We start from the raw sequence: 22,211 nt of genomic DNA, 5'->3' as shown, positions 1-22,211 counted from the left end.
CGGGTCGGCCGACGCCGCCGGCGCGGGGCTCAGCCGTTGAAAACGGCGGGCCGCTTCTCCAGGAACGCGGTGACGCCCTCCCGGCCGTCGGCCGAGCCCGCCAGACCGCGGATGGAGAGCGTCTCGGCCCGCAGCGCGGTCTCCGGCGAGGGCACCGCGTGCTCCCGGAGCAGCCGCTTCGTGGCTGCCTGCGCGGATGCCGAGCCGACGATCAGCTGCGCCACCACCGCATCCACCGCTGCGGCCAGCTCCTCGGCCGGCACCACCCGGGCGACCAGGCCGGCGGCCTGGGCCTCGGCCGCGGTGAGCAGGTCCCCGAGCAGGGCGAGCCGCAGCGTCCGGTGCAGACCGAGCGAGTCGACCAGCATGCTGGAGCCGCCGTCCGGCGAGAGGCCCACCTTGGTGTAGGCCAGGCTGAACTTCGCGCTCTCCGCCGCCAGCACGACGTCGGCGGCACAGGCCAGCGGGAAGCCCGCCCCCGCCGCGGTGCCCTGGACGGCGCTGACCACGATCGCCTCGGAGCGGATCAGCTCGCTGACCACCCGGTGCAGTGCGTCGGCGAGGTCGTCGATGAAGGCGGGCATGTCCGCGGAGGTGGCCATCGCGCCCAGGTCGCCGCCCACGGAGAAGAACCGGCCCTCGGCGGCCAGCACGATCACCCGGGCGCCGTCGCGTCCGGCCTGCCGGACCGCGGCGAAGAGCTGCTCGACCTGGCCGCTGTTGACCGGGTTGCCACGGTCGCCGTCGACCAGCGTGATCCGGGCTGTGCCGTCGGTGTAGGAGTAGCGGACCTGCTCGACGGAGGTGCGGGTGGAGTCGCTCATGGGGCCAGCATGCCGGACCCCGCCGGCCCCCGAGCGGCCGTGTCGACGGAGTGGGACGCGGACGCCGCCGTCGAGCGCGTCAGGTGGCGCAGTTGCCGGTGTCGACGTCGCTGTTGCCGGCCACCCCGGCCGCCGCGGCGGCCTCGACCTGCTCCGCGGTGAGCGCGTAGCCGGTCTCGGCGTCGGTCACCGACGCCGCGAAGACGACGCCGGCGATCTCGCCGTCGGGGGTCAGGATCGGGCCGCCGGAGTTGCCCGGCCGCACCACGGCCCGCAGGGAGTAGACCTCGCGCAGCACGGTGCCGTCGCCGTAGATGTTCGGCGAGCGCAGGCGCTGCTCGGAGCGGACCCGGCCGCTGCGGATGTCGAACGGTCCGTCCTGCGGATAGCCGACCACCGCCACCGGGTCGCCGGGTTCGGTCGGGGGGTCGCCGTCCGCGATGTCGAACTCCAGGGCCGGGGCGCCGCCGGTGTCGAGCTGCAGCACCGCGATGTCGAGGTCGGGGTCGTAGTGGACGACGCGGGCCACCTCGGTGCCGCCGCCGATCTCGACCTCGGGGTCGTTGACCCCGGCGACCACGTGCGCGTTGGTCATCACCCGGCCGTCGGCGTACACGAAGCCGGTGCCCTCGACCCCGGCGCCGCAGGCGTTGTTGCCGCGGATCTTCACCACGCTCGCCTCGGACCCGGTGACCTCGGGGTCGCTGAGCAGGCGCTTCGGGCCGGGGTCGACCTCCACGATCCGCTCCGGCGCGAACGGCTCCAGGTAGCGCGGGAAGAAGCCGGTGCCGACCACGTTGTTGAACGCCTGCAGCGCCTGCGGGGCCTCGTCGGGCAGCACGTCGTTGACCTTGGCCAGCACCGCGGAGCTGCGCACCATCGAGGTGACCGGCCCGATCCGGGTCCCGGAGATCGCGACGCCCAGCGCCCAGGCGACCAGCAGCACCGCGGCCGCGCTGAGCGCCGCGCCGCCGACCGCGTCCAGGACCCGGGCCGGCTGCCAGGTGATCTTGTCCCGCGCCTTGGCCCCGACGTACTGCAGCACGGCCTGACCGAGGGAGGCGCAGAGGATCACCAGGAAGAGCGCGCCCAGCGACACCCACAACGAGGGGTTGATCCCGCCCAGCACGACGGGCGCCAGCCAGATGCCGAACAGGCCACCGGCCAGCAGTCCGGCGGTGGCGAAGGCGCCGGTGATGAATCCCTGCCAGTACCCCGACAGCGCGTAGGCCGCGACCAGGACCACCAGCAGGATGTCGAGGAAGTTCATCGGTCCTTCCGCGGCGCGGGATTCGGTTCGGCCAGGTCCAGGCCGTCGTCGGCGTCGTCGGTGTCGGCCGTCTTCCGGACGTACTCGGCGAGCATGTAGTCGGGTAGATCATGCACCGGGGCGTCCTCGACCGCGGGCAACCAGCCCAGGAAGTCGAGGAATCGGGTCAGGATCCCGCCGGTGAAGCCCCAGAGGATCACGTCCTTGTCGGGCCCGATCAGGAAGCCGGGGCCGGTCCAGCCGCCGGGGTGGCGGACCGCGATCCGGTGCTCGGGGTCGACCAGCTCGGCCACCGACACCCGGTGGATCGCGTGCACCTCGGCCGGGGAGGCGACCCGGATCGGGTTGGGGTCGCGCCACCAGGCGACCACCGTGGTGACCGCGAAGTCCGAGGGCGGCAGCCAGAGCTCGGGCAGGGTGGCGAACGCCTCCACGCCGGCAGGGTCGACGCCGATCTCCTCCTCGGCCTCCCGCAGCGCGGCCTCCACGACGGTCTCCCCGGGGTCGATCGACCCGCCGGGGAAGGAGACCTGACCGGGGTGGGAGCGCATGTCGTGGGCGCGCTCGGTGAGCAGCACCTCCGCGCCGTCGGGCCCCTCGCTGAAGAGCATCAGCACCGCGCCGCGGCGCGAGGTGCCCTCCTCCGGGGCAGGAACCGGGTGAGGTCGCTGCCCGCGATCCGGGCCGCGCCGTCGGCGACCGGCTCCAACCACTCCGGGATCGTGGGTGCGGCCGGCAGCCCGGGGTCGTCGGGGTGCGGCGCGGCGGGGCTCATCCGGCTCCCCCCGCCCGGCCGCCCGGGTCGACCAGGTCGACGCCGGTGTTCTCCTCGGTGAGCTCGACGATCTCGGCCACGCTGTCCACGCCGCCCTTCTTCTCCTTCACGGTCCCGTCGGGGGCCACGAAGAGGAAGTGCGGCAGCCCGACCAGCACCAGGTCGGTCTCCTGGAGGTCCCCGCACGCGTCGGCGAGCGAGGGGTAGGTGACCTCGCTGCGCTCGGCCAGGTCGATCGCCGCACCGGGGTAGGTGTCCAGGAAGTTCAGCCCGACCACGTTCACCTGGTCGCCGTACTCGGCCGAGAACTCCTGCAGCGCCGGCATCTCGGCCCGGCACGGCTCGCAGTTGGAGGACCACACGTTGATCACCGCGGGGCCGTGCACGTCGGCGAGCGAGGCCGTGCGGGTGCTGCCGAGGCAGTCCAGGGTCACGTCGGGGAGGTCGGCCGCCTCTCCCCGCTCGCGGCCCAGGCCTCGGTGTCGCAGTCGGCGATGCCGGCCGCCTCGCGCTGCTGGACGAGGTCGTCGGTGGTGACGTCGACCTTGCAGGCGGCCAGCGGACCGGAGTCGTCGCAGGCCACCAGCAGCAGCGCGGCGGCGGCGAGCGCGACGGCGCCGGAGGCGCGGCGCACACCGGCGCCGGAGGCGCGGGGGAAGCGGGGTGACATCAGTTGGGCCCCTCCGTGCGGACCAGCTTCTCCGCCTCGACCGGGTCGGTCGGGCCGGCGCCGTACGACGGACACCAGCGCGCCACCGGGCACGCCCCGCAGGCGGGCTTCTTGGCGTGGCAGCGGCGACGGCCGTGCCAGATCAGGTGGTGCGAGAGCATCGTCCAGTCGCGCTTGGGGAAGAGGCCCGCGATCGCGAACTCGACCTTCACCGGATCGGTCTCCGTGGTCCACCCGAGCCGTCGCACCAGCCGCCCGAAGTGGGTGTCGACGGTGATGCCGGGGACGTCGAAGGCGTTGCCGAGCACCACGTTGGCGGTCTTGCGACCGACGCCGGGCAGCTTGACCAGGTCCTCCAGCCGTCCCGGCACCTGGCCGTCGTGCTGCTCGACCAGCGCCGCGCTCAGCTTGAGCAACGACTCGGTCTTGGCCCGGAAGAAGCCCAGCGGACCGACGATCTGCTCCAGGTGGGCCCGGTCCGCGGCGGCCATCGCGGCCGGGTCCGGGTAGGCCGCGAAGAGCGTGGGGCGCACGGCGTTGACCCTCTTGTCGGTGGTCTGCGCCGAGAGCACGGTGACCACCAGGCACTGGAACGGATCGTCGAAGTCCAGCTCCGCACGGGCGTCGGGATAGGTCTCGGCGAGCACCCGGTCGATCTTCCGGGCACGGCGGACCAGCTGGGTCGACGACTCGGTGGTGATGTCGATCGGCCGCACGCGTGCAGCCTACGGCGTGGCGCCGACAGGCCAGGAAGCGCCGCATGTTAGGTGTGAAACGAGCCACTGGCTAGGATTCCCGACGACGCGTGTCGCCGGTCGGCGCCTCACCAGGGGGTCCGGGACGACACACACGGATGTTGGAGGAAGCGTGGACAACGACGTACTCCGTCAGGCGCCACTGTTCAGCGCCCTCGACGATGAGGCGATGACAGCGCTCCGGTCGTCGATGGCGGAGTCCCGCCTTCGCCGCGGCGAGGTGCTGTTCCACGAGGGCGACACCGGCGACAAGCTGTACGTCGTCCTCGACGGCAAGGTGAAGCTGGGTCGGACCTCGTCCGACGGGCGCGAGAACCTGCTGGCGATCATGGGCCCCGGCCAGATGTTCGGCGAGCTGTCGCTCTTCGACCCCGGCCCTCGCTCGGCGACGGTGACCGCGGTGACCGACGCCGCGTTCGCGTCCCTCTCGCACGAGGACCTGCTGCGCTGGCTCGAGGGCCGCCCGGTGGTGGCCCGCGGCCTGCTCGCGCAGCTGGCCGGGCGTCTCCGCCGCGCCAACGACGTCGTCGCCGACCTGGTCTTCTCCGACGTGCCCGGCCGCGTCGCCAAGGCGCTGCTGGACCTGGCCGACCGGTTCGGCCGCTCCGCCGACGACGGCGTGCACGTCCACCACGACCTCACCCAGGAGGAGCTGGCCCAGCTGGTCGGCGCCTCCCGGGAGACGGTCAACAAGGCACTGGCCGACTTCGCCTCCCGCGGCTGGCTGCGGCTGGAGCCGCGCTCGGTCGTGATCATGGACATGGAGCGCATGTCCCGTAGGGCCCGCTGACCCGCGTCGCGCACGCAGCACCCTGACGCCACCCCGATGCCCGCCCTAGCGGCGACTCAGGGCGCGTCGCGTCGGCTCGTCCGCCGGATAGAACGCCTCGATCGCCAGCTCGGACAAGGTGACCTCGCGCGGCGTCCCGAAGACCGTGGTGGTGGAGACGAAGGAGAGCACGCCCTCGGGCGTGCGCAGGCGCAGCGGTACGACGAGCGCGGCAGTGTCCGGAGCGACCGGCGTCCCCGGATCGTGGAGATCGGCGGCGAGCCGCGCCAGCACCGGGTCGCCGGAGTGCCGGGCCTCCCGGGCCACCCGCTCGTGCAGGTGCGTCCGCCACTGGGTCAGGTTGTCGATCCGCGGCGCCAGCCCCCGCGGGTGCACCGAGAGGCGCAGCACGTTGACCGGCGGCTCGAGCAGGTCGGCGTCGACCCCGGCGAGCAGGCCGTAGGCGGCCTCGTTCGCCGTGACCAGGTCCCAGTGCCGGTCCACGACCAGCGCCGGGTAGGGCTCGTGGGCGGCGAGGATCGTCTCGAGCGCGGCGTTCGCCTCCGCCATCGCCGGTGCCGCCAGCGCGTGCTCGGGGTGCACCGGGGCGTGACCGGCGGCGAGCAGCACCTGGTTCTGCTCGCGCAGCGGGACCTCCAGCTGGTCGCAGAGCCGCAGCAGCATGGTGCTGGTCGGACGGGACCGCCCGGTCTCGATGCAGCTGAGGTGGCGGGTGGAGACCTCGGCGCGGTGCGCCAGCTCCTCCTGGGAGAGGCGCCGGCGGTGCCGCCAGCCGCGGATCAGGGCGCCGGCCGGGGCGGTCGAGGTGCTCACGCCTCCCAACCTAGATCGCGGTGGTCACCGTGCACATGACCTCCGAGGTCATGGTCGTTCCCGGCTGCTCGGCGTGGGATGGGGGCATCCCATCCGAGCAACGAGAGGACACCACGATGCCCGCCAGCACCGAGACAAACACCGGGACGAACACCGAGACGAGCACCGAGAGCCCCGCCAAGGCCTATGCCGTCGCCTACCTGCGCGAGGTCGACCTCGGTCCCGCGATCGTCGACTACATCGAGCGGATCGACGCCACGATGGCGCCGTACGGCGGTCGGTTCCTGGTCCACGGCGGCGCGATCAGCCCCCTCGAGGGCTCCTGGGACGGCGACCTGGTGATCCTGGAGTTCCCCGACGCCGCGGCCGCCCGGGACTGGTACCACTCGCCCGCCTACCAGGAGATCCTCCCGCTGCGCACCGAGCACTCGACCTCGATCGCCTGCGTGGTCGAGGGCGTCCCGGTCGGCTATCGCGCGGTCGACAAGCTCGCCGTGCTGCTCCCCTGACCGCCGGACCCGAGCGCGCAGCGGTCAGCGCGAGGCGAGGTAGGCCAGCTGGGCCCGCACCGACCACTCGGCGGCGCCCCACAGCGACTCGTCGACGTCGGCGTAGACGACCTCGACCACCCGGCGCGGGAGGTCGGGGTCGTCGGCCACGTCGGGGGCCAGCTCCCCGGCCCGCAGCCCGAGGGCGGCCAGCGCGGACTCGACCTGGGCGAGCCGCTCGCGCCGGTGAACCCGGTAGTGGTCGAGGACGCCCCCGGCGTCGGGGAGCACCGGTCCGTGGGCCGGCCACAACGTCTCCACGCGGCCGTCGGTGACCAGCCCGCGCATCTTGTCCAGCGACTCGAAGTAGCCGGCGAGGTCGCCGTCGGGGTGCACGATCACGGTGGTGCCCCGGCCCAGCACCATGTCGCCGGTGAGCAGTGCGCGGTCGGCGCCGAGCAGCAACGAGATCGAGTCCCGGGTGTGCCCCGGGGTGGTCAGCACCTCCACGTCCAGCCCGCCGACCGACAGCACCTCGCCGTCGCCGACCGGGTCGGAGCGCCAGCACTGTGCCGGGTCCAGGCCGCGCACCCCGCAGCCCATCCGCTCCGCGAACGACCGCGCTGCCTCGGTGTGGTCCAGGTGGTGGTGGGTGACCAGGACCGCGTCGACCTGGCCGGCCACCTGCGCGACCGCCTCCAGGTGCTCGTCGGCCAGCGGTCCCGGATCGACCACGATCGACCGCTCCGCCCCGGGCTCGCGGAGCACCCAGGTGTTGGTGCCGTCCAGGGTCATCATCCCGGGGTTCGGCGCGAGCACGCAGCGGCCGCGGTCGCCGAACTCGCCGCCGTGCCAGTCCGCGGGGCCGGTCGCGCCGAGCGGGCGACGTACCTCTCCCATCGCGGGTCAGCCGACGGTACGACGAGCCGCGACGAGCGGCCGGAGCCGGTCGGGCATGGAGAGGGTCAGCCCCTCGCCGAGTGGCTCGACCTCGGGCATGAACATGTCGACGCTGCGCCCGTCGGCCGCGGCGCGCACCGCGGCGGTCGACGGGTGCTGCCCCACCTCCAGGCAGGTCAGGTACGTCGGAGGCAGCATCGCCAGGGTCCCCGCGTCGGCCTGGTCGGCCGCGTCCGCGGCCCCCAGCCAGACCACCTCGCTGGACTCGGTGGAGACGTCCCGGGTCACCTGCCCCTCGGGCAGCTGGGCGACGAAGAACCAGGTGCGGTAGCGCTTGGGCTCGAAGATCGGGGTCAGCCAGCCGTCCCAGACGCCGAGCAGGTCGGTGCGCAGCACCAGGCCGCGGCGGGCCAGGAAGTCGGTCATCGCGAGCGCCCGGGTCTCCAGGGCCACCCGGTCGGCCTCCCAGTCCGCGCCGGTGGTGTCGGCGACGACCGAGTCGGCCGACGGGCCGGCCAGCAGCACGCCGGACTCCTCGAAGGTCTCCCGGACCGCCGCGCACACCAGCGCACGGGCCAGGTCCTCGTCGACGCCGAGCTGCGCGGCCCAGGCGGCCGCGCTCGGTCCGGCCCAGCCCGAGGCCTCCACCTCGGCGTCGTCGTCACGCTGGTCGACCCCGCCGCCGGGGAAGACGCACATGCCGCCGGCGAAGTCCATCGAGACCTGGCGGCGCAGCAGGTAGACCTCCGGCCCGGCATCGGGGTGTCCCCGTCGCGCATCAGCACCACGGTCGCCGCGTTGCGCGGCTCGGCCGGGGTGCGGGTGCCGTCGGTGAACTCGCGGGCGACGTCGGCCAGCCCGCTCGGCAGCGGCACCGGCGGCAGCGGGATCCTCACGCGCCTCCCCCTGCCGCAGCGGGCAGGATCTCGGCGATCACCTCGACCTCGACCGGGGCGTCCAGCGGCAGCACCGGCACGCCCACCGCGGAGCGGGCGTGCACCCCGTTGTCCCCGAACACCTCGCCGAAGAGCTCCGAGGCGCCGTTGGCGACCCCGGGCTGGCCGGTGAAGTCGGGGGTGGAGGAGACGAACGCGACGACCTTGACGATCCGCACCCGGGTGAGGTCGCCGACCTGGGACCGGATCGCGGCGATCGCGTTGAGTGCGCACTGCCGGGCGCACTCGGTCGCCACCTCGGCGGTGACCGCGTCGCCCACCTTGCCGGTGGTGATCAGCGCCCCGTCCCGCATCGGCAGCTGGCCGGCGGTGTAGACGTGGTCGCCGGACCGCACCGCCGGGACGTAGGCCGCCACCGGCGGCACCACGTCCGGGACGGTCAGGCCGAGGTCGGCGAGGCGCTGCTCGGGCGTCGCGGCCACGGCTCAGCCCTCGAGGGGGCGCTTGAAGTAGGCGATGTCGTTGCCCTGCGGGCTGGGGAGGATCGCGACCAGCTCCCAGCCGTCCTGTCCGAAGTTGTTGAGGATCTGCGCCGCCGCGTGGTTGAGGACGGGCGCCACCTGGTACTCCCACTTGGTCATAGCCCGCACCCTACTCACGTCCCGACGCGACGATGGGCCGGTCCCGCCGGGACCGCGCCCACGGTTGGCCACCGCTCGCTACGCTCGGCTGCGTGAGCGATCGGCCGAAGGTGCGTCTGCACGTCGTCACCGGCAAGGGCGGCACCGGGAAGTCGACGGTGGCCTCCGCGCTGGCGCTGGCGCTGGCCGGTGGCGGCCGCAACGTGCTGCTCTGCGAGGTGGAGGGCCGCCAGGGCATCGCCCGGATGTTCGACGTCGACCCGCTCCCCTACGAGGAGCGCCGGCTCACCACCGGCCTGCCGGACGCCGACGGCGGCCGCGGCGTGGTGCACGCGCTGCACATCGACGCCGAGTCCGCGCTGCTGGAGTACCTGGCGATGTACTACCGGCTCGGCCGGGCCGGCAAGGCGCTGGACAAGTTCGGGGTGATCGAGTTCGCCACCACCATCGCCCCCGGCGTCCGCGACGTGCTGCTCACCGGCAAGGTCTACGAGGCGGTGCAGCGCAACTCGCGCAACAAGGGCGCCATCGAGTACGACGCCGTGGTGCTCGACGCGCCGCCGACCGGCCGGATCACCCAGTTCCTCAACGTCAGCAACGAGCTCGCCGGTCTGGCGAAGGTGGGGCCGATCCGTTCCCAGTCCGACACCATGATGACGCTCTTCCGTTCCCCGCGCACCGCCGTGCACCTGGTCACCGTGCTGGAGGAGATGCCGGTCCAGGAGACCGCCGACGGCATCGCCGAGCTGCGCGCGGCCGACCTCCCGGTCGGGTCGGTGATCGTCAACCAGGTGCGTCCCCGTGACCTCTCCGCCGAGGCCCTGGCCGCGGCCCGCACCGGCGGGCTGGACCGCGCCGCGATCCGCGACGACCTCGAGCGGGCCGGGCTCGCGGACGTCGGGACGCTGACCGACGGTCTGGTCGAGGAGGCGCACGACCACGCCGAGCGGAGGGCCCTGGAGGACAGCCAACGGGCGGTGGTCGACGGCCTCGGGGTGCCCAGCTGCGAGCTGCCCCGGCTCGCCGGCGGCATCGACCTCGGCGCCCTCTACGAGCTGGCCGGGATGCTCCGCGAGCAGGGGCCAGCATGAGCGCCGCCGCCCGCCGGCCGCGCACCCGCGTCGGCCCCGGCACCGACCGTCGCTCCGCGCCGCTGGACGTGGACGCCCTGCTGGACGACCGCAGCACCGAGATCGTGGTCTGCTGCGGCTCCGGCGGTGTCGGCAAGACGACGACCTCGGCCGCGCTCGCGCTCCGGGCCGCCGAACGGGGCCGGCGCGTCGTCGTACTGACCATCGACCCGGCGCGCCGCCTGGCGCAGTCGATGGGGATCGCCGAGCTGGACAACACGCCCCGCCCGGTCGCGGACGTGGACGGGGCCGCCGGCGGGTCGCTGGACGCGATGATGCTGGACATGAAGCGCACCTTCGACGAGGTGGTGCTCACCCAGGCCAGCCCGGAGAAGGCCGAGCAGATCCTGGCCAACCCGTTCTACATCGCGCTGTCCAGCTCGTTCGCCGGCACCCAGGAGTACATGGCGATGGAGAAGCTCGGCCAGATCCACCGCGAGCGCGTGGTGGGCAGCGGCGACTACGACCTGATCGTGGTGGACACCCCGCCGTCGCGGTCGGCGCTGGACTTCCTGGACGCGCCGGAGCGGCTCTCCAGCTTCCTCGACGGCCGGTTCGTCCGGCTGATGCTGGCGCCGGCACGCGGGCCGGCACGGCTGATGACCGCCGGGTTCAGCCTGATCACGAACGCGCTGACGAAGATCCTCGGCGCCCAGTTCCTCAAGGACCTGCAGACCTTCGTCTCCGCGCTCGACACCGTCTTCGGCGGGTTCCGGCAGCGCGCCCAGAAGACCTACTCGCTGCTGCAGGCCGACGGTACGGCGTTCCTCGTGGTCGCCGCCCCCGAGCCGGACGCGCTGCGCGAGGCGGCGTACTTCGTCGAGCGGCTGAGCGAGGACGCGATGCCGCTGGCCGGACTGATCGTCAACCGGGCCAGTGCGGCGCCGGCCAGCGACCTGTCCGCGGAGGAGGCGGCCGCGGGCGCCGAGCGGCTGCGCGCGGAGGACCCGGAGTCACTGACCGCGGGCCTGCTGCGGCTGCACGCCGACCGAGCACGCCTGGTCGAGCGCGAGGGCACCCTGCGCGACCGGTTCGCCGCGGCGCACCCGCAGGTGGCGACGGCGGTGGTGCCCGCGCTCGCCGGCGACGTGCACGACCTCGACGGGCTGCGGCAGGTCGGCGAGCTGCTCGGCGACTGATCAGTCGCGCGAGCGCCGAACCCCGAGCCCCGACCGCGTCAAGCCCCGACGATGCCGAGGGGCGCTCCCGGGGTCGCTCGGCCCCATGTTCGAGCGACCTCGGCAGCCCCCTGGCGCTGTCCCGACCGTCGTGGCGGCCAGGACCTGGTGGCGGGCGGCACCCTGTACCGCCCGCCACCAGGGCGACTGAGCCCGGCCTACCCAGGCTCAGGCGCCGATCTCGGAGGGAGCGGGGAGTGTCAGTGGTGTCCGGCGAGCTGTGCGTCCCGGGCCGACTCCAGCACCTTGCGCCACGAGGCGTTCGGCCGGCGGCGGACCAGTGCCCGTCGTTCCCGCTCGGTCATCCCGCCCCAGACCCCCCACTCGATCTGGTTGTCCAGCGCCTCGGCGAGGCACTCGGTGCGCACCGGGCATCCGGCGCAGACCTGCTTGGCCTTGTTCTGCTCGGCCCCACGCACGAACAGCTGATCCGGCTTCTCGTCTCGGCACGCGGCGCGCGGTGCCCAATCCTCAACCCACATGACTCTCGTCCCTGTCCCGGAGTTCGGGCGACGCCCCCACAGCGCCTGCTTCCCTGCTCCGTGGTCACGACGGTAGGTGAGCGACCACCCGCTGCGCAGGCTTCGTTGGCTCGCACCTCCGTAGTCCGGAATGACTACGCCGCGACGCTGAAAGGTCAACCCCGTCGCCTCCGGGCCGCGGCCGCGGGTGACCTCGTGAACTCGGGAAGACACCCACTGTTCCCGTAACCTGAGCGCATGCCCCGCTCCAGGTTCGACGCTCTGCCGGCCCGTAAGGTGGCCTCTCACCTCGGCGTGATGCTGGCCGTCTCGGTCGTGCTCGGTGTGGTCGTCTCCGGCCTCGCGATCCCGTTCGCCGGCGTCGTCGGCTTCACCGCCAACAACGTGGCCGAGTCGATGGACGAGCTCCCCCAGGAGCTGGAGACCGAGCGGCTGCCGCAGCGCACCGAGATCCAGGATGCGTCCGGCAACACGATCGCCACCCTCTACGACCAGAACCGGGTCAACGTCGACCTGCGACAGACCTCCCGGATCATGGTGAAGTCGATCGTCGCCATCGAGGACTATCGCTTCTACCAGCACGGGGCGCTGGACCTGAAGGGCACCCTGCGGGCGTTCTTCACCAACCAGGCCTCCAACGAGGTGGCCCAAGGTGGGTCGTCGATCACCCAGCAGCTGGTCAAGCAGACGCTGATCAACCAGGCCGGGGGCGACAAGGAGAAGATCGCCGAGGCCACCGACGACTCCTACGCCCGCAAGATCCGCGAGCTGCGCTACGCGATCGCGCTGGAGAAGCGGCACAGCAAGGACTGGATCCTCGAGCAGTACCTCAACACCGTCTACTTCGGCGACGGCGCCTACGGCATCCAGGCCGCCGCCCAGCACTTCTTCAGCGTCAACGCCAAGGACCTGAACCTCAAGCAGTCCGCGCTGTTGGCCGGACTGGTCCGCAGCCCCGAGGCGTTGAACCCGGTCGACGAGCCCGATGCCGCGATCGAGCGGCGCAACGTCGTACTGAACCGGATGGCGGAGCTGGGCGTGATCCCGCAGAAGAAGGCGGACCGGCTCAGCGAGCAGGGCCTCGGGCTGAAGACGCAGGACAAGCCGCGCGGTTGCGTGAACTCCAACGCCCAGTTCTTCTGCGAGTACGTCGTCCGTTACCTGATGGAGGACTCGTCGCTGGGCCGCACCCGCGCGGAGCGTGAGGACCTGATCCTCAACGGCGGCCTGACCATCAAGACCACCATCGACACCCGGATGCAGTCCGCCGCCCAGACCTCGGTCGAGAACGCGGTCTACAGCACCGACCAGGCCGTCGGCGCGATCGCGCTGGTCGAGCCCCGCACCGGCGAGGTCAAGGCGCTGGCCCAGTCCAAGCCGATGGGCAACGGCGAGGGCCAGACCTTCCTGAACTTCACCGTGCCCGAGAAGTACGGCGACGCCAACGGGTTCCAGCCGGGCTCGACGTTCAAGGCGTTCGTGCTGGCCGCGGCGATCCAGCAGGACATCCCGCTGAGCCGCACCTACCCGGCGCCGAACCCGATCACGGTCAGCGAGGGCGACTTCACCACCTGTGACGGGCCCTACCAGAGCTCCGGCGTCTGGTCACCGGGCAACTCGACGTCCTCCTCGTCGAACCCGAACCTCTACGAAGGCACCCAGAAGTCGGTCAACACCTTCTTCGTCAACCTCGAGCTCGACACCGGCATCTGCGACCCGTGGAAGCTGGCCCGCCAGATGGGCCTCGACCTGGGCAAGCGCTGGCAGATCCCCTCGTTCACGCTCGGCGTGGCCGACGCGAGCCCGCTGGAGATGGCCGAGGCCTACGCCACCTTCGCCGGCCGGGGCCTGCACTGCGACTCCCGCCCGGTGACCAGCATCGCGGACGCCAACGGCACGGTGCTCAAGGAGTACCAGCCGAAGTGCAACCAGGTGCTCTCCGGACCGGTCGCCGACGCCGTCAACGACGTCCTCGACGGCGTGGTGGCGCCCGGCGGCTTCGGCGAGGCGCTGCAGCCGGGCGTCCCGGCCGCCGGCAAGACCGGTACCTCCAGCGACAACAAGTCGGTCTGGTTCGCCGGCTACACCCCGAACCTGGCCGGCGCCTCCGTGGTGGCCGGTGCGAACTCGGCCGGGCAGCCGATCTCGCTGGACGGCGTCACCATCCACGGCTACTACCAGTCGACCTCCGGCTCGACCACGGCCGGCCCGATCTGGGGCGACACCTTCAAGGCGGTCGCGCAGTATCTGCCGGGCGACGACTTCACCGCCCCCTCGGCCACCGACATCCAGGGTGTGCTGACCACGGTGCCCAGCGTCGCCGGACAGTCCATCGACAGTGCCACCTCGACGCTCGAGGCCGCCGGGTTCTCCGTCACCAACGGCGGCTACGTCGACTCCGGCTACGCCCGCGGCACGGTCGCCTACACCTCGCCCGGCGGCGGCGCCCAGCTGGGCTCCGGCGACACCGTGGTCCTCTACATCTCCGACGGCACCCCGCCGAAGCCGCCGAAGCCGAACAACAACGGTGGCGGCAACAACGGGAACGGCAACGGGAACGGCAACGGGAACGGCAACGGCAACCGCGGCGGCCGCGGGGGCCGCGGCTGAGGGAGCCGCGGCCGAGGGGGCCGCGGCCGAGGGACGACGTCAGCCGAGCTGGCGCCGTACCTCCGCAGCGACGGCGGCGCCGTCCGCCTTGCCCTTGACCTGCGGCTGGACGACGCCCATCACCTTGCCCATTGCCTTCGGGCCCTCCCCGGCGACGCCGAGGTCGGTGACGGCCTTCTCCACGATGTCGGCGATCTCCTCCGGGCTGAGCTGGGCCGGGAGGTAGTCGGTGATCACCGCCGCCTCGGCGCGCTCCTTGGCGGCGCTCTCGGTGCGGCCACCCTCCTCGAAGGCGACGGCGGCCTCGCGGCGCTTCTTGTTCTCGGTGGAGAGCACCCCGATGATCTCCTCGTCGGTCAGCTCCTTGGCCACCGGGCCGGCGACCTCGGCGTTGGTGATCGCGCTCAGCACCATCCGCAACGTCGAGGAACGGACCTCGTCACGCGCCTTCATCGCGGTGGTCAGGTCGGTACGGATGCGGGCCTTGAGGGTGCTCATGACCACGATTCTGCCGCCATGTGCCAGCCTTGCCGAATGCGTATCTCCACCGGCGCCGCCCGAGCCCTCGGCACGCTCGGCGCGGCGGGCGTGACCGCCGGCCTGGCGGCCGCCGGCTACGGCTTCGCGGAGACCCGGCGGTTCCGCCTGCGCAGCCACGACGTGCCGGTGCTGCCCACCGGCATGCGACCGCTGCGCGTCCTGCACCTGAGCGACCTCCACATGACACCGCACCAGCTGCGCAAGCAGGACTGGGTGGCCTCCCTGGCCGGGCTGCGGCCCGACCTGGTGATCGACACCGGCGACAACCTCGCGCACCGGCAGGCGGTGCCGGTGGTGCTCGACACGCTGAGCGAGCTGCTCGAGGTGCCCGGGGTCTTCGTGCACGGCTCCAACGACTACTTCGAGCCCGGTCTGCGCAACCCGTTCGGCTACCTGTTGCCGGACAACGGCAAGCGCCACACCCACGTCCCCCAGCTCCCCTGGCGCGACCTCAGCGCCGCTCTCACCGCCGCCGGCTGGCGCGACCTGAGCAACCGGCGGGACACCCTCACCGTCGGCGAGACCCGGATCGCCTTCGCCGGCGTCGACGACCCGCACCTGGAGTACGACGACCTCCCGGCCGTCGCGGGCCCGGCCGACACCGACGCCGACCTGCGCCTGGCGATCGCGCACGCGCCGTACCTGCGGGTGCTGGACCAGTTCGCCGGCGACGGGTACGACGCGATCATCGCCGGACACACCCACGGCGGCCAGGTCTGCCTGCCGTGGGGACGCGCGCTGGCCACCAACTGCGACCTCGAGCCCGCCCGGGCCAAGGGACTGCACCGGCACCCCGCCGCCTCGCGTCCCGGCGATCCGGGGTCCTCCTGGCTGCACGTCTCGGCCGGTCTGGGCACCAGCCCGTATGCGCCGGTCCGGATCGCCTGCAAGCCGGAGGCCACGTTGCTCACCCTGCTGCCCGCCTGACCGCTGCCGACCGGCGAGCGCCGTCCCGGCCGGGGGCTCTCCGGCTCAGTCTCGGCTGTCGTCTCGGCTGTCGTCTCGGCTGTCGTCTCGGCTGGCGTCTCGGCGGGGGACGCCGATTCCACACCGGTCGAGGCCCTCCGGTATGCTCGCCGAGGTTTCCAGGGAAGCCTGGAGCCATCGGGCTGTGGCGCAGCTTGGTAGCGCGCCTCGTTCGGGACGAGGAGGCCGCAGGTTCAAATCCTGTCAGCCCGACCCACCGAAGACCCGGTCCCTCAGGGGCCGGGTCTTCGTCGTTCTCCCGGCCTCCCGTGGTCAGCCGGGTCCGGCGCCCGAGGCTCCTCCTCCCGCACCGGCGGACCGTCCCTCCGCCCGACCGTCTTCACCACCGAGATAGTGCGACAGAACGTGACACACTGCACCCCATGTCTGACGAGCAGGACAAGCTGAAGCTCAGCTTGGAGCCTCCCAAGCTGTTCGGCCGCAAGAAGAAGGCGGCAAAGGGCGGCTCCGCGTCGCCCTCGGACTCGTCGCCGGCGACGAAGAAGTCTGCCGCACGACCGGCGGAGCCGACCACCGCGGCGTCGGAGGACGTCGAGTCCCCGGTCGTCGCGCTCGACGAGCGGGACGGCGAGAGCGACGGCGCGGAGAGCGCCACTGCTGTCGACTCGGCTGCTGCGGCCGACGAGGCTCCCGCCGCCGCGGAGCCGACCCCGGCCCTGGCGACCGACGCGTCGGCCGCCCCGGAGCAGCCCGCCGACGCGGCACCCGCCGCCGCCGACGAAGACGAAGACGCGCCAGCGCGGGAGCCCGCCCCTGTCGCCGCCGTCGGCCGCACCGAGGTCACGGGCGCCCGGACCGAGACCGTGGCCGACACCCAGACCGAAGCCGGGGCAGCCAGCCAGGTGACCAGCGAGCCGGGGAGCAGCGCCGACAGCGAGGCGCCCCAGCCGTCGAGGACCCGCGGCCTGAGGCCGGCGCCGCTTCCGCCGCGGCCCGCGCCGGCAAGGCCGCCCGCGCCGCCAGGACGGCGGTCGCGGTCCCCGCCACGCCCGAGGAGGACGAGCCGCCGCTGCTGTCGGTCTACCGGGCCGCCGCGCTGACCGGCCTGATCGTCGGCGCCGCCATGGTCAGCCTCACCTGGCTCGCACTGCGTGGGTGCGAGGCGGTCCGCGGCACCGCCTCGTGCGGTGGCGGCCCCGGACTGCTGCTCCTGATCGCCACGTTCGCGGTGTGCGTCTACCTCGGCAGCGCGCTGCTACGGACCTTCGTGCTGCCCGACCCGGGCAGCAGCAGCTTCCTGGCCGTCGGGCTGGTCGCGATCATCGCACTGCTCTTCCTGGTCGACGTGCTCGACCACTGGTCGATGATCATCGTCATCCCGGCGCTGAGCGTGCTCGCGTTCCTGACCTCGGCCTGGGTCACCAAGACCTTCGTCGACCCGGCCGACTAGCAGACAGCCCGGCGGGCGGGCGGGTTGGCGCGCCCCATGCGGATTGGCTCGGAATTCAGCGATTCCTGAGCCAATCCGCATGGGGCTCGCCTCCACCGGTCAGCGGGCGGCGGCGATCAGCTCCGCGATCTGCACGGTGTTGAGGGCCGCGCCCTTGCGCAGGTTGTCGCCCGAGACGAAGAGCGCGAGGCCGCGGTCCCCGTCGACGCCCGGGTCCTGCCGCAGCCGACCGACGTACGACGGGTCCTTGCCGGCCGCCTGCAGCGGGTTCGGGATGTCGCTCAGCTCGACGCCCGGGGCGTCGGCGAGCAGCTCGGCAGCCCGCTGCGGCGTCAGCGCCCGCTCGAACTCGGCGTTGATCGCCAGCGAGTGACCGGTGAAGACGGGCACCCGCACGCAGATCCCGGAGACCCGCAGGTCCGGGATGCCGAGGATCTTGCGGGACTCGTTGCGGAGCTTCTGCTCCTCGTCGGTCTCGTTGAGGCCGTCGTCGACGAGGCTCCCGGCGAACGGCAGCACGTTGTAGGCGATCGTCCGCTGGTAGATGCTCGGCTCGCCGAAGGCGACGGCCTCTCCGTCGTACGCGAGCTCGCGCGCCTTGTCGCCCGCGGCGGCGACGCCACCGGCGAGCTCCTCGACGCCGGCGATGCCCGACCCCGACACGGCCTGGTACGTCGACGCGATCAGCCGGACCAGACCGGCCTCCTCGTGCAGCGGCTTGAGCACCGGCATCGCCGCCATGGTGGTGCAGTTCGGGTTGGCGATGATGCCGCGGCCGGCCTCGATCACCGAGCGCGCGGCCTCCGGGTTGACCTCGGAGACCACCAGCGGGATGTCCGGGTCCTTGCGGAACGCCGAGGAGTTGTCGACGACGATCACGCCGGCGTCGACGAAGCGCTGCGCGAACGCCCGGGACGCGGTGGCACCGGCGGAGAAGAGCGCGATGTCGAGCCCGGTCGGGTCCGCGGTCTCGGCGTCCTCGACGGTGACCTCGCGGTCCCCGAAGGGCAGCACCTTGCCGGCCGAGCGGGCGGAGGAGAAGAAGCGGATCTCCCCGACCGGGAAGTCCCGCTCCAGGAGGATCTGACGCATCGCGACGCCGACCTGGCCGGTCGCGCCGACGACTCCGATGTTGACGCTCATCGTCCGGTACCTCCGTACACAACGGCCTCGATCTCGTCCGACCCCAGGTCGAACGCGGCGTGGGCGGCGTTGACCGCCTCGTTGATCTGCGCCTCGGCGACGACCACGGAGACCCGGATCTCGGAGGTGGAGATCATCTCGATGTTCACCCCGGCGTCCGACAGCGCCTCGAAGAAGCGCGCCGAGATGCCCGGCGAGGAGCTCATCCCGGCACCGACGATGGAGACCTTGCCCACCGAGTCGTCGTACTGGATGCTCTCGAAGCCGATGGTCTCCTGCAGGCGGGAGAGCTCCTTGACCGCGGTCTGGCCCTCGCCGGCGGGCAGGGTGAAGGAGATGTCGGTGAGGTTGGTCGCCGCGGCCGACACGTTCTGCACGATCATGTCGATGTTGATCTGCGCGTCGGCGACGGCGCGGAACAGTGCGGCCGCCTCACCCGGCTTGTCCGGCACCCCGACCACGGTGAGCTTGGCCTGGCTGCGGTCGTGGGCGACGCCGGTGATGATCGCGGCTTCCATGGAGTCCTCCTGAACGACGTCCTCGGCCTTGACGACCCAGGTGCCCTCCTTCTCGGAGAAGGAGGAGCGGACGTGAATGGGCATGTCGTAGCGGCGGGCGTACTCGACGCACCGCAGGTGCAGGATCTTGGCGCCCTGCGCGGCCATCTCCAGCGTCTCCTCGTACGAGATCCGGGAGACCTTGCGGGCCCGCGGCTCGATCCGGGGGTCCGCGGTGAAGATGCCGTCGACGTCGGAGTAGATCTCGCAGACGTCGGCCTCCAGGGCCACCGCGAGCGCGACGGCGGTGGTGTCCGAGCCGCCGCGGCCGAGCGTGGTGATGTCCTTGGTGGTCTGCGAGACCCCCTGGAAGCCGGCGACGATCGCGATCGCGTCCTCGCCGAGGGCGTCCTGGATCCGGCCCGGGGTGACGTCGATGATCTTGGCCTTGCCGTGGGCCGCGTCGGTGATCACACCGGCCTGGGAGCCGGTGAACGAGCGGGCCTCGTGGCCGAGGTTCTGGATCGCCATCGCCAGCACCGCCATCGAGATCCGCTCGCCCGCGGTCAGCAGCATGTCCAGCTCGCGGGCCGGCGGCAGCGGCGAGACCTCGTTGGCGAGGTCGATCAGGTCGTCGGTGGTGTCGCCCATCGCCGAGACCACCACGACCACCTGGTGGCCCAGGCGCTTGGTGTTGACGATGCGCTGCGCGACACGCTTCACGCTGGCGGCATCGGCGACCGACGAGCCGCCGTACTTCTGCACGACAATGCCCACTGGTGGACCACTCCTGGCTGTGCGGGGAACGCTGAACGACCCCGGTCGGGGCCAGCAGCGATTCTACCGAGCAGCGCTACCGGTTTTCCGCGCTGTCCAGCGCCGCGGACGCCGCCTCGATCTGCTCCAGCTCCTGGGTGCTGGCCAGGTCCACGTCGAGGCGGTCGTGGGCGACCACGGAGAGCAGCGCCTTCTGCGCCGCACCCGCCAACGCGCCCCACGAGGAGACGTAGGAGAACTGCCACCACCACAGCGCCTCGTCGACGTCCCCGGCCTCGTAGTGCCGGACGCCGACCTCCAGGTCGGCCACCACGCTGGTCAGGTCGTCGGAGAGCTGACCTTCGAGCAGCTCCGGCTGGTAGGGGTCGAAGACGTAGCTGTAGGTGTCGACGTTGCCGAGCAGCGCGGCCAGCTGCATCCGCAGCTCATCGAGGTCGGGGTCCGGTCCGTCGTCGGGCTGGAACTCCTCGCGCGGCGCGAAGTCCCGCTGGACGCCGAGCCGCGCGCCGGTCAACGCGATCTGGCTGACCTGGAGCAGCAGCAGCGAGATCCCCTGACCGCCGGTGGCCTGGGCGGCCACCACCCGCAGCCCGTCCAGGAAGGACCGCACCGAGGCGGCGATGTCGTCGGCGAGGCGGACGGTCTCGCTCTCGACCGCGATCAGGGCGTGCAGGGCGGCCAGCCCCGGCAGCTCGTCGCTGTTCGTCTCCGTCGTCATCGCCTTCTCCTTCCGTCCGCTCACGTCGCGGACTGCCGACCCACGAATGCTCGTCCGAGGGTCACCTCGTCGGCGTACTCGAGGTCGCCGCCTACCGGCAGTCCACTCGCCAACCGCGTCACGCGCAACCCCATCGGGCCCAGCATCCGGGTGAGGTACGTCGCGGTCGCCTCGCCCTCCAGGTTCGGGTCGGTGGCCAGGATCACCTCGGTGACCGTGCCGTCACCGAGCCGGGTGAGCAGCTCGCGGATGTGCAACTGCTCGGGACCGATGCCGTCGATCGGCGAGATCGCCCCACCGAGCACGTGGTAGCGCCCCTTGAACTCCCGGGTCCGCTCGATCGCCACGACGTCCTTGTACTCCTCGACGACGCAGAGCACCGTCGGGTCGCGCCGCGGGTCGCGGCAGATCCGGCACTCGTCGTCCTCGGCCACGTTGAAGCAGATCGAGCAGAACTTCACCTTCTCCTTCACCTCGACCAGCACGTCGGCGAGGCGCCGGACGTCGACCGGGTCGGCCTGGAGCAGGTGGAACGCGATCCGCTGGGCGCTCTTCGGCCCCACACCCGGGAGCCGTCCGAGCTCGTCGATCAGGTCCTGGACGACACCCTCGTACATGCGCCCCGCTCCGTCAGAAGCCGAGCTGGCCGCGCGGTGGCTCCTCGCCGCCGCCGGGCATCCCGGGAAGTCCACCCGGCAGACCGCCGGCCAACGGGCCGAGGGTGTCCTCGGCCAGCTTGTCCGCCTGCGCGCGGGCGTCGCGGTAGGCCGCGACGACGAGGTCGCCGAGGTCGGACAGCGCGTCGGCGTCGGTGCCGTCGAGCGCCTCGGGGGTGATCGTCACACCCGTCAGCTCGCCGCCACCGGTGACGGTCACCGTGACCGCGCCGCCGGCAACGCTGCCGTCCACGGTCGCCTCGGCGAGGCGCTGCTGGGCAGCCATCAGGTCGGCCTGCATCTGCTGGGCCTGCTGCATCAGCGCGCCGAGGTCGAGGCCGCCGGGGCCACCGGCGCCGCCCAGGGCGTCGAAGGGGTTGTTGCTCATCTCTGGATCACCTCACGGGTGCTGGAAGGAACGGAACAGACGGGGTACGACGCCGGGCCGGCCGATCGCCGGAGCCCCACGTCACTCGTTGGGGATCTCCTCGATCATCTGCGCGCCGAGCTCGCGGGCGAGCAGCTCGGTGCTGGACTCGGCGTCCACCTCCGCGTCGTCGAAGTTGACCGCGGCGTCCGGGTCGACCGCCGGACCGCGCTGCTCGGCGCGGGCCTCGGCCTGGATCTCGGCGACCATCTCCCGCCGGGACTGGGGCGCCTCGGGCGCCGCGCCCTCGTGCTCGGGGCCGTCCGGCTCCGGCGGGTCCCACGGCGGCGGCGGGGCGTCGTCGGGGGCGGGGGCTGCTGGTCGGTGACCGGGCGCTCGGCGCGCGGGGCCGGCTGCTCCCGGGCGGCTCCGCCGGGCGGGCCGGGGCGGAGCGGCCGAGGCGTCCGCACCCGGGTCGATGATCGTCTCGATCCGGATGTCGGCCCCGACCACGTCGATCACCAGCTGGCGCACGATGTCGGTGTGCGGGCCGCTGTCGAAGCTGCCACGGGCACCGGCGTTGGCGAAGCCCAGGGTCAGGGTGGACCCGTCGAAACCGACGACCTGCGCGTTCTGCGACAGGTGGATCCAGGTCAGCCGCTTGGCCCCCTTGGAGCGGTCGACCACCTCGGGCCACAGCCGGCGCACGTCGACCAGGCTGAGCCCAGTGCCGGCGCCGGTGCCGCCGGCGGCCGGCGTCTCGGCCGCGGGGGTCGAGCCGGGCGCTGAGCCGGGCGCCCGGGGTGCCGGAGTCTCGGGCGCCGGGGTCACCGGCTCGGCTCGCTCGGGAGCGGGCGGCGTCGAGGAGATCGACGCCTCCGTCGGGGCCGGCGTCGCACCGGGCGGTGTCGAGG

The 22,211-nt window shown here is 72.7% G+C and carries 28 protein-coding genes and 1 tRNA gene; 9 read left to right on the top strand and 20 right to left on the bottom strand.

The features are described from left to right. Positions 1-29: 29 nt before the first annotated feature. The 7 genes from FIV43_RS18075 to nth form a co-directional block, all read right to left on the bottom strand. Positions 30-824, bottom strand: a complete 795-nt coding sequence (locus FIV43_RS18075; protein ID WP_141015252.1) for an enoyl-CoA hydratase/isomerase family protein — start codon at positions 822-824, stop codon at positions 30-32. A 79-nt stretch (positions 825-903) separates the two neighbouring features. Next, positions 904-2,094: a MarP family serine protease gene (locus FIV43_RS18070; protein WP_141015251.1), complete on the bottom strand. Its 1,191-nt coding sequence runs from the start codon at positions 2,092-2,094 to the stop codon at positions 904-906. After that, positions 2,091-2,705 (bottom strand): NUDIX hydrolase, encoded by a 615-nt coding sequence (locus FIV43_RS18065; protein WP_231123507.1) that lies wholly within the window; start codon positions 2,703-2,705, stop codon positions 2,091-2,093. Before FIV43_RS18065 ends, FIV43_RS18070 begins: the two co-directional genes overlap by 4 nt. Continuing rightward, the gene (locus tag FIV43_RS22830; protein ID WP_231123506.1) at positions 2,705-2,869 is read right to left on the bottom strand and encodes a hypothetical protein; all 165 of its coding nucleotides are present in this window, start codon (positions 2,867-2,869) and stop codon (positions 2,705-2,707) included. The genes FIV43_RS18065 and FIV43_RS22830 overlap by 1 nt, the downstream gene beginning before the upstream one ends. Continuing rightward, the gene (locus FIV43_RS18060) at positions 2,866-3,303 is read right to left on the bottom strand and encodes a TlpA family protein disulfide reductase (protein WP_181407577.1); all 438 of its coding nucleotides are present in this window, start codon (positions 3,301-3,303) and stop codon (positions 2,866-2,868) included. Before FIV43_RS18060 ends, FIV43_RS22830 begins: the two co-directional genes overlap by 4 nt. Beyond that, positions 3,300-3,539 (bottom strand): hypothetical protein, encoded by a 240-nt coding sequence (locus tag FIV43_RS21205; protein WP_181407576.1) that lies wholly within the window; start codon positions 3,537-3,539, stop codon positions 3,300-3,302. The genes FIV43_RS18060 and FIV43_RS21205 overlap by 4 nt, the downstream gene beginning before the upstream one ends. Beyond that, on the bottom strand, positions 3,539-4,255 hold the full coding sequence (gene nth, locus FIV43_RS18055; protein ID WP_141015249.1) for an endonuclease III: 717 nt from the start codon (positions 4,253-4,255) through the stop codon (positions 3,539-3,541). The genes FIV43_RS21205 and nth overlap by 1 nt, the downstream gene beginning before the upstream one ends. Positions 4,256-4,406: 151 nt before the next feature. On the opposite strand from nth, the gene FIV43_RS18050 reads away from it, so the two are divergent. Further along, entirely contained in the window at positions 4,407-5,084 is a 678-nt protein-coding gene (locus FIV43_RS18050; RefSeq protein ID WP_141015248.1) for a Crp/Fnr family transcriptional regulator, read from the top strand. 45 nt (positions 5,085-5,129) lie between these two features. On the opposite strand, the gene FIV43_RS18045 is transcribed toward FIV43_RS18050, so the two are convergent. After that, a complete protein-coding gene (locus FIV43_RS18045; RefSeq protein ID WP_141015247.1) occupies positions 5,130-5,897 on the bottom strand; it encodes a helix-turn-helix domain-containing protein in 768 nt (255 codons plus the stop codon). A gap of 116 nt (positions 5,898-6,013) precedes the next feature. On the opposite strand from FIV43_RS18045, the gene FIV43_RS18040 reads away from it, so the two are divergent. Beyond that, positions 6,014-6,406, top strand: coding sequence for a DUF1330 domain-containing protein (locus FIV43_RS18040; protein WP_141015246.1), 393 nt, complete (start codon positions 6,014-6,016; stop codon positions 6,404-6,406). Positions 6,407-6,430: 24 nt separating this feature from the next. Here FIV43_RS18040 and FIV43_RS18035 read toward each other — a convergent pair whose 3' ends face one another. The 4 genes from FIV43_RS18035 to FIV43_RS18020 form a co-directional block, all read right to left on the bottom strand. Beyond that, positions 6,431-7,285 (bottom strand): MBL fold metallo-hydrolase, encoded by an 855-nt coding sequence (locus tag FIV43_RS18035; protein ID WP_141015245.1) that lies wholly within the window; start codon positions 7,283-7,285, stop codon positions 6,431-6,433. Between the two features lie 6 nt (positions 7,286-7,291). Next, a complete protein-coding gene (locus tag FIV43_RS18030; protein ID WP_231123505.1) occupies positions 7,292-8,002 on the bottom strand; it encodes an NUDIX hydrolase in 711 nt (236 codons plus the stop codon). Between the two features lie 175 nt (positions 8,003-8,177). Then, entirely contained in the window at positions 8,178-8,663 is a 486-nt protein-coding gene (locus tag FIV43_RS18025; protein WP_141015244.1) for a RidA family protein, read from the bottom strand. A gap of 3 nt (positions 8,664-8,666) precedes the next feature. After that, complete coding sequence (locus FIV43_RS18020) at positions 8,667-8,822, bottom strand: DUF4177 domain-containing protein (RefSeq protein ID WP_141015243.1); 156 nt, start codon at positions 8,820-8,822, stop codon at positions 8,667-8,669. A gap of 92 nt (positions 8,823-8,914) precedes the next feature. Here FIV43_RS18020 and FIV43_RS18015 point away from each other — a divergent pair, with 92 nt between their 5' ends. Together FIV43_RS18015 and FIV43_RS18010 are read left to right on the top strand one after the other, a co-directional pair. After that, on the top strand, positions 8,915-9,913 hold the full coding sequence (locus tag FIV43_RS18015) for an ArsA-related P-loop ATPase (RefSeq protein WP_231123504.1): 999 nt from the start codon (positions 8,915-8,917) through the stop codon (positions 9,911-9,913). Continuing rightward, positions 9,910-11,091, top strand: a complete 1,182-nt coding sequence (locus tag FIV43_RS18010) for an ArsA family ATPase (RefSeq protein ID WP_141015241.1) — start codon at positions 9,910-9,912, stop codon at positions 11,089-11,091. Before FIV43_RS18015 ends, FIV43_RS18010 begins: the two co-directional genes overlap by 4 nt. Positions 11,092-11,330: 239 nt before the next feature. On the opposite strand, the gene FIV43_RS18005 is transcribed toward FIV43_RS18010, so the two are convergent. After that, entirely contained in the window at positions 11,331-11,612 is a 282-nt protein-coding gene (locus tag FIV43_RS18005) for a WhiB family transcriptional regulator (protein ID WP_141015240.1), read from the bottom strand. Between the two features lie 237 nt (positions 11,613-11,849). Between FIV43_RS18005 and FIV43_RS18000 the strand changes: the two genes are divergently transcribed. Next, a complete protein-coding gene (locus FIV43_RS18000; protein WP_141015239.1) occupies positions 11,850-14,222 on the top strand; it encodes a penicillin-binding protein in 2,373 nt (790 codons plus the stop codon). 39 nt (positions 14,223-14,261) lie between these two features. On the opposite strand, the gene FIV43_RS17995 is transcribed toward FIV43_RS18000, so the two are convergent. Further along, positions 14,262-14,720 carry a GatB/YqeY domain-containing protein gene (locus tag FIV43_RS17995; RefSeq protein WP_141015238.1) on the bottom strand — a complete coding sequence of 153 codons (459 nt, stop codon included), beginning with the start codon at positions 14,718-14,720 and terminating at the stop codon, positions 14,262-14,264. 36 nt (positions 14,721-14,756) lie between these two features. On the opposite strand from FIV43_RS17995, the gene FIV43_RS17990 reads away from it, so the two are divergent. From FIV43_RS17990 to FIV43_RS17970, 4 genes are all read left to right on the top strand, one after another. Beyond that, positions 14,757-15,689, top strand: a complete 933-nt coding sequence (locus tag FIV43_RS17990) for a metallophosphoesterase (protein ID WP_141015237.1) — start codon at positions 14,757-14,759, stop codon at positions 15,687-15,689. Positions 15,690-15,867: 178 nt separating this feature from the next. Next, positions 15,868-15,941, top strand: a tRNA-Pro gene (locus FIV43_RS17980). 170 nt (positions 15,942-16,111) lie between these two features. After that, positions 16,112-16,789: a hypothetical protein gene (locus tag FIV43_RS17975; protein ID WP_141015236.1), complete on the top strand. Its 678-nt coding sequence runs from the start codon at positions 16,112-16,114 to the stop codon at positions 16,787-16,789. Positions 16,790-16,812: 23 nt separating this feature from the next. Next, entirely contained in the window at positions 16,813-17,139 is a 327-nt protein-coding gene (locus tag FIV43_RS17970; protein ID WP_141015235.1) for a hypothetical protein, read from the top strand. Positions 17,140-17,238: 99 nt separating this feature from the next. Here the strand turns inward: FIV43_RS17970 and FIV43_RS17965 are convergent, their stop codons facing one another. The 6 genes from FIV43_RS17965 to FIV43_RS21700 form a co-directional block, all read right to left on the bottom strand. Beyond that, on the bottom strand, positions 17,239-18,282 hold the full coding sequence (locus FIV43_RS17965) for an aspartate-semialdehyde dehydrogenase (protein ID WP_141015234.1): 1,044 nt from the start codon (positions 18,280-18,282) through the stop codon (positions 17,239-17,241). Further along, complete coding sequence (locus tag FIV43_RS17960) at positions 18,279-19,556, bottom strand: aspartate kinase (RefSeq protein ID WP_141015233.1); 1,278 nt, start codon at positions 19,554-19,556, stop codon at positions 18,279-18,281. The genes FIV43_RS17965 and FIV43_RS17960 overlap by 4 nt, the downstream gene beginning before the upstream one ends. Positions 19,557-19,632: 76 nt before the next feature. After that, the gene (locus FIV43_RS17955) at positions 19,633-20,274 is read right to left on the bottom strand and encodes a DUF5063 domain-containing protein (RefSeq protein WP_141015232.1); all 642 of its coding nucleotides are present in this window, start codon (positions 20,272-20,274) and stop codon (positions 19,633-19,635) included. Between the two features lie 20 nt (positions 20,275-20,294). Continuing rightward, positions 20,295-20,891 carry a recombination mediator RecR gene (recR, locus tag FIV43_RS17950; protein WP_141015231.1) on the bottom strand — a complete coding sequence of 199 codons (597 nt, stop codon included), beginning with the start codon at positions 20,889-20,891 and terminating at the stop codon, positions 20,295-20,297. A 13-nt stretch (positions 20,892-20,904) separates the two neighbouring features. Then, positions 20,905-21,318 (bottom strand): YbaB/EbfC family nucleoid-associated protein, encoded by a 414-nt coding sequence (locus FIV43_RS17945; protein ID WP_141015230.1) that lies wholly within the window; start codon positions 21,316-21,318, stop codon positions 20,905-20,907. Positions 21,319-21,399: 81 nt separating this feature from the next. After that, on the bottom strand, positions 21,400-22,128 hold the full coding sequence (locus FIV43_RS21700; protein WP_196781144.1) for a hypothetical protein: 729 nt from the start codon (positions 22,126-22,128) through the stop codon (positions 21,400-21,402). Positions 22,129-22,211: the final 83 nt, after the last annotated feature.

This window comes from Nocardioides sambongensis, assembly GCF_006494815.1.
Lineage (GTDB): Bacteria > Actinomycetota > Actinomycetes > Propionibacteriales > Nocardioidaceae > Nocardioides > Nocardioides sambongensis.
This window is presented reverse-complemented; position numbering and strand designations above follow the sequence as displayed.

Coding starts and splice junctions, on each gene's coding strand:
- FIV43_RS18075 (WP_141015252.1), bottom strand. CDS start 824: ATGAGCGACTCCACCCGCACCTCCGTCGAGCAGGTCCGCTACTCCTAC.
- FIV43_RS18070 (WP_141015251.1), bottom strand. CDS start 2,094: ATGAACTTCCTCGACATCCTGCTGGTGGTCCTGGTCGCGGCCTACGCG.
- FIV43_RS18065 (WP_231123507.1), bottom strand. CDS start 2,705: ATGCTCTTCAGCGAGGGGCCCGACGGCGCGGAGGTGCTGCTCACCGAG.
- FIV43_RS22830 (WP_231123506.1), bottom strand. CDS start 2,869: ATGAGCCCCGCCGCGCCGCACCCCGACGACCCCGGGCTGCCGGCCGCA.
- FIV43_RS21205 (WP_181407576.1), bottom strand. CDS start 3,539: ATGTCACCCCGCTTCCCCCGCGCCTCCGGCGCCGGTGTGCGCCGCGCC.
- FIV43_RS18040 (WP_141015246.1), top strand. CDS start 6,014: ATGCCCGCCAGCACCGAGACAAACACCGGGACGAACACCGAGACGAGC.
- FIV43_RS18035 (WP_141015245.1), bottom strand. CDS start 7,285: ATGGGAGAGGTACGTCGCCCGCTCGGCGCGACCGGCCCCGCGGACTGG.
- FIV43_RS18030 (WP_231123505.1), bottom strand. CDS start 8,002: ATGGACTTCGCCGGCGGCATGTGCGTCTTCCCCGGCGGCGGGGTCGAC.
- FIV43_RS18020 (WP_141015243.1), bottom strand. CDS start 8,822: ATGACCAAGTGGGAGTACCAGGTGGCGCCCGTCCTCAACCACGCGGCG.
- FIV43_RS18010 (WP_141015241.1), top strand. CDS start 9,910: ATGAGCGCCGCCGCCCGCCGGCCGCGCACCCGCGTCGGCCCCGGCACC.
- FIV43_RS18005 (WP_141015240.1), bottom strand. CDS start 11,612: ATGTGGGTTGAGGATTGGGCACCGCGCGCCGCGTGCCGAGACGAGAAG.
- FIV43_RS18000 (WP_141015239.1), top strand. CDS start 11,850: ATGCCCCGCTCCAGGTTCGACGCTCTGCCGGCCCGTAAGGTGGCCTCT.
- FIV43_RS17995 (WP_141015238.1), bottom strand. CDS start 14,720: ATGAGCACCCTCAAGGCCCGCATCCGTACCGACCTGACCACCGCGATG.
- FIV43_RS17990 (WP_141015237.1), top strand. CDS start 14,757: ATGCGTATCTCCACCGGCGCCGCCCGAGCCCTCGGCACGCTCGGCGCG.
- FIV43_RS17975 (WP_141015236.1), top strand. CDS start 16,112: ATGTCTGACGAGCAGGACAAGCTGAAGCTCAGCTTGGAGCCTCCCAAG.
- FIV43_RS17970 (WP_141015235.1), top strand. CDS start 16,813: ATGGTCAGCCTCACCTGGCTCGCACTGCGTGGGTGCGAGGCGGTCCGC.
- FIV43_RS17965 (WP_141015234.1), bottom strand. CDS start 18,282: ATGAGCGTCAACATCGGAGTCGTCGGCGCGACCGGCCAGGTCGGCGTC.
- FIV43_RS17955 (WP_141015232.1), bottom strand. CDS start 20,274: ATGACGACGGAGACGAACAGCGACGAGCTGCCGGGGCTGGCCGCCCTG.
- recR (WP_141015231.1), bottom strand. CDS start 20,891: ATGTACGAGGGTGTCGTCCAGGACCTGATCGACGAGCTCGGACGGCTC.
- FIV43_RS17945 (WP_141015230.1), bottom strand. CDS start 21,318: ATGAGCAACAACCCCTTCGACGCCCTGGGCGGCGCCGGTGGCCCCGGC.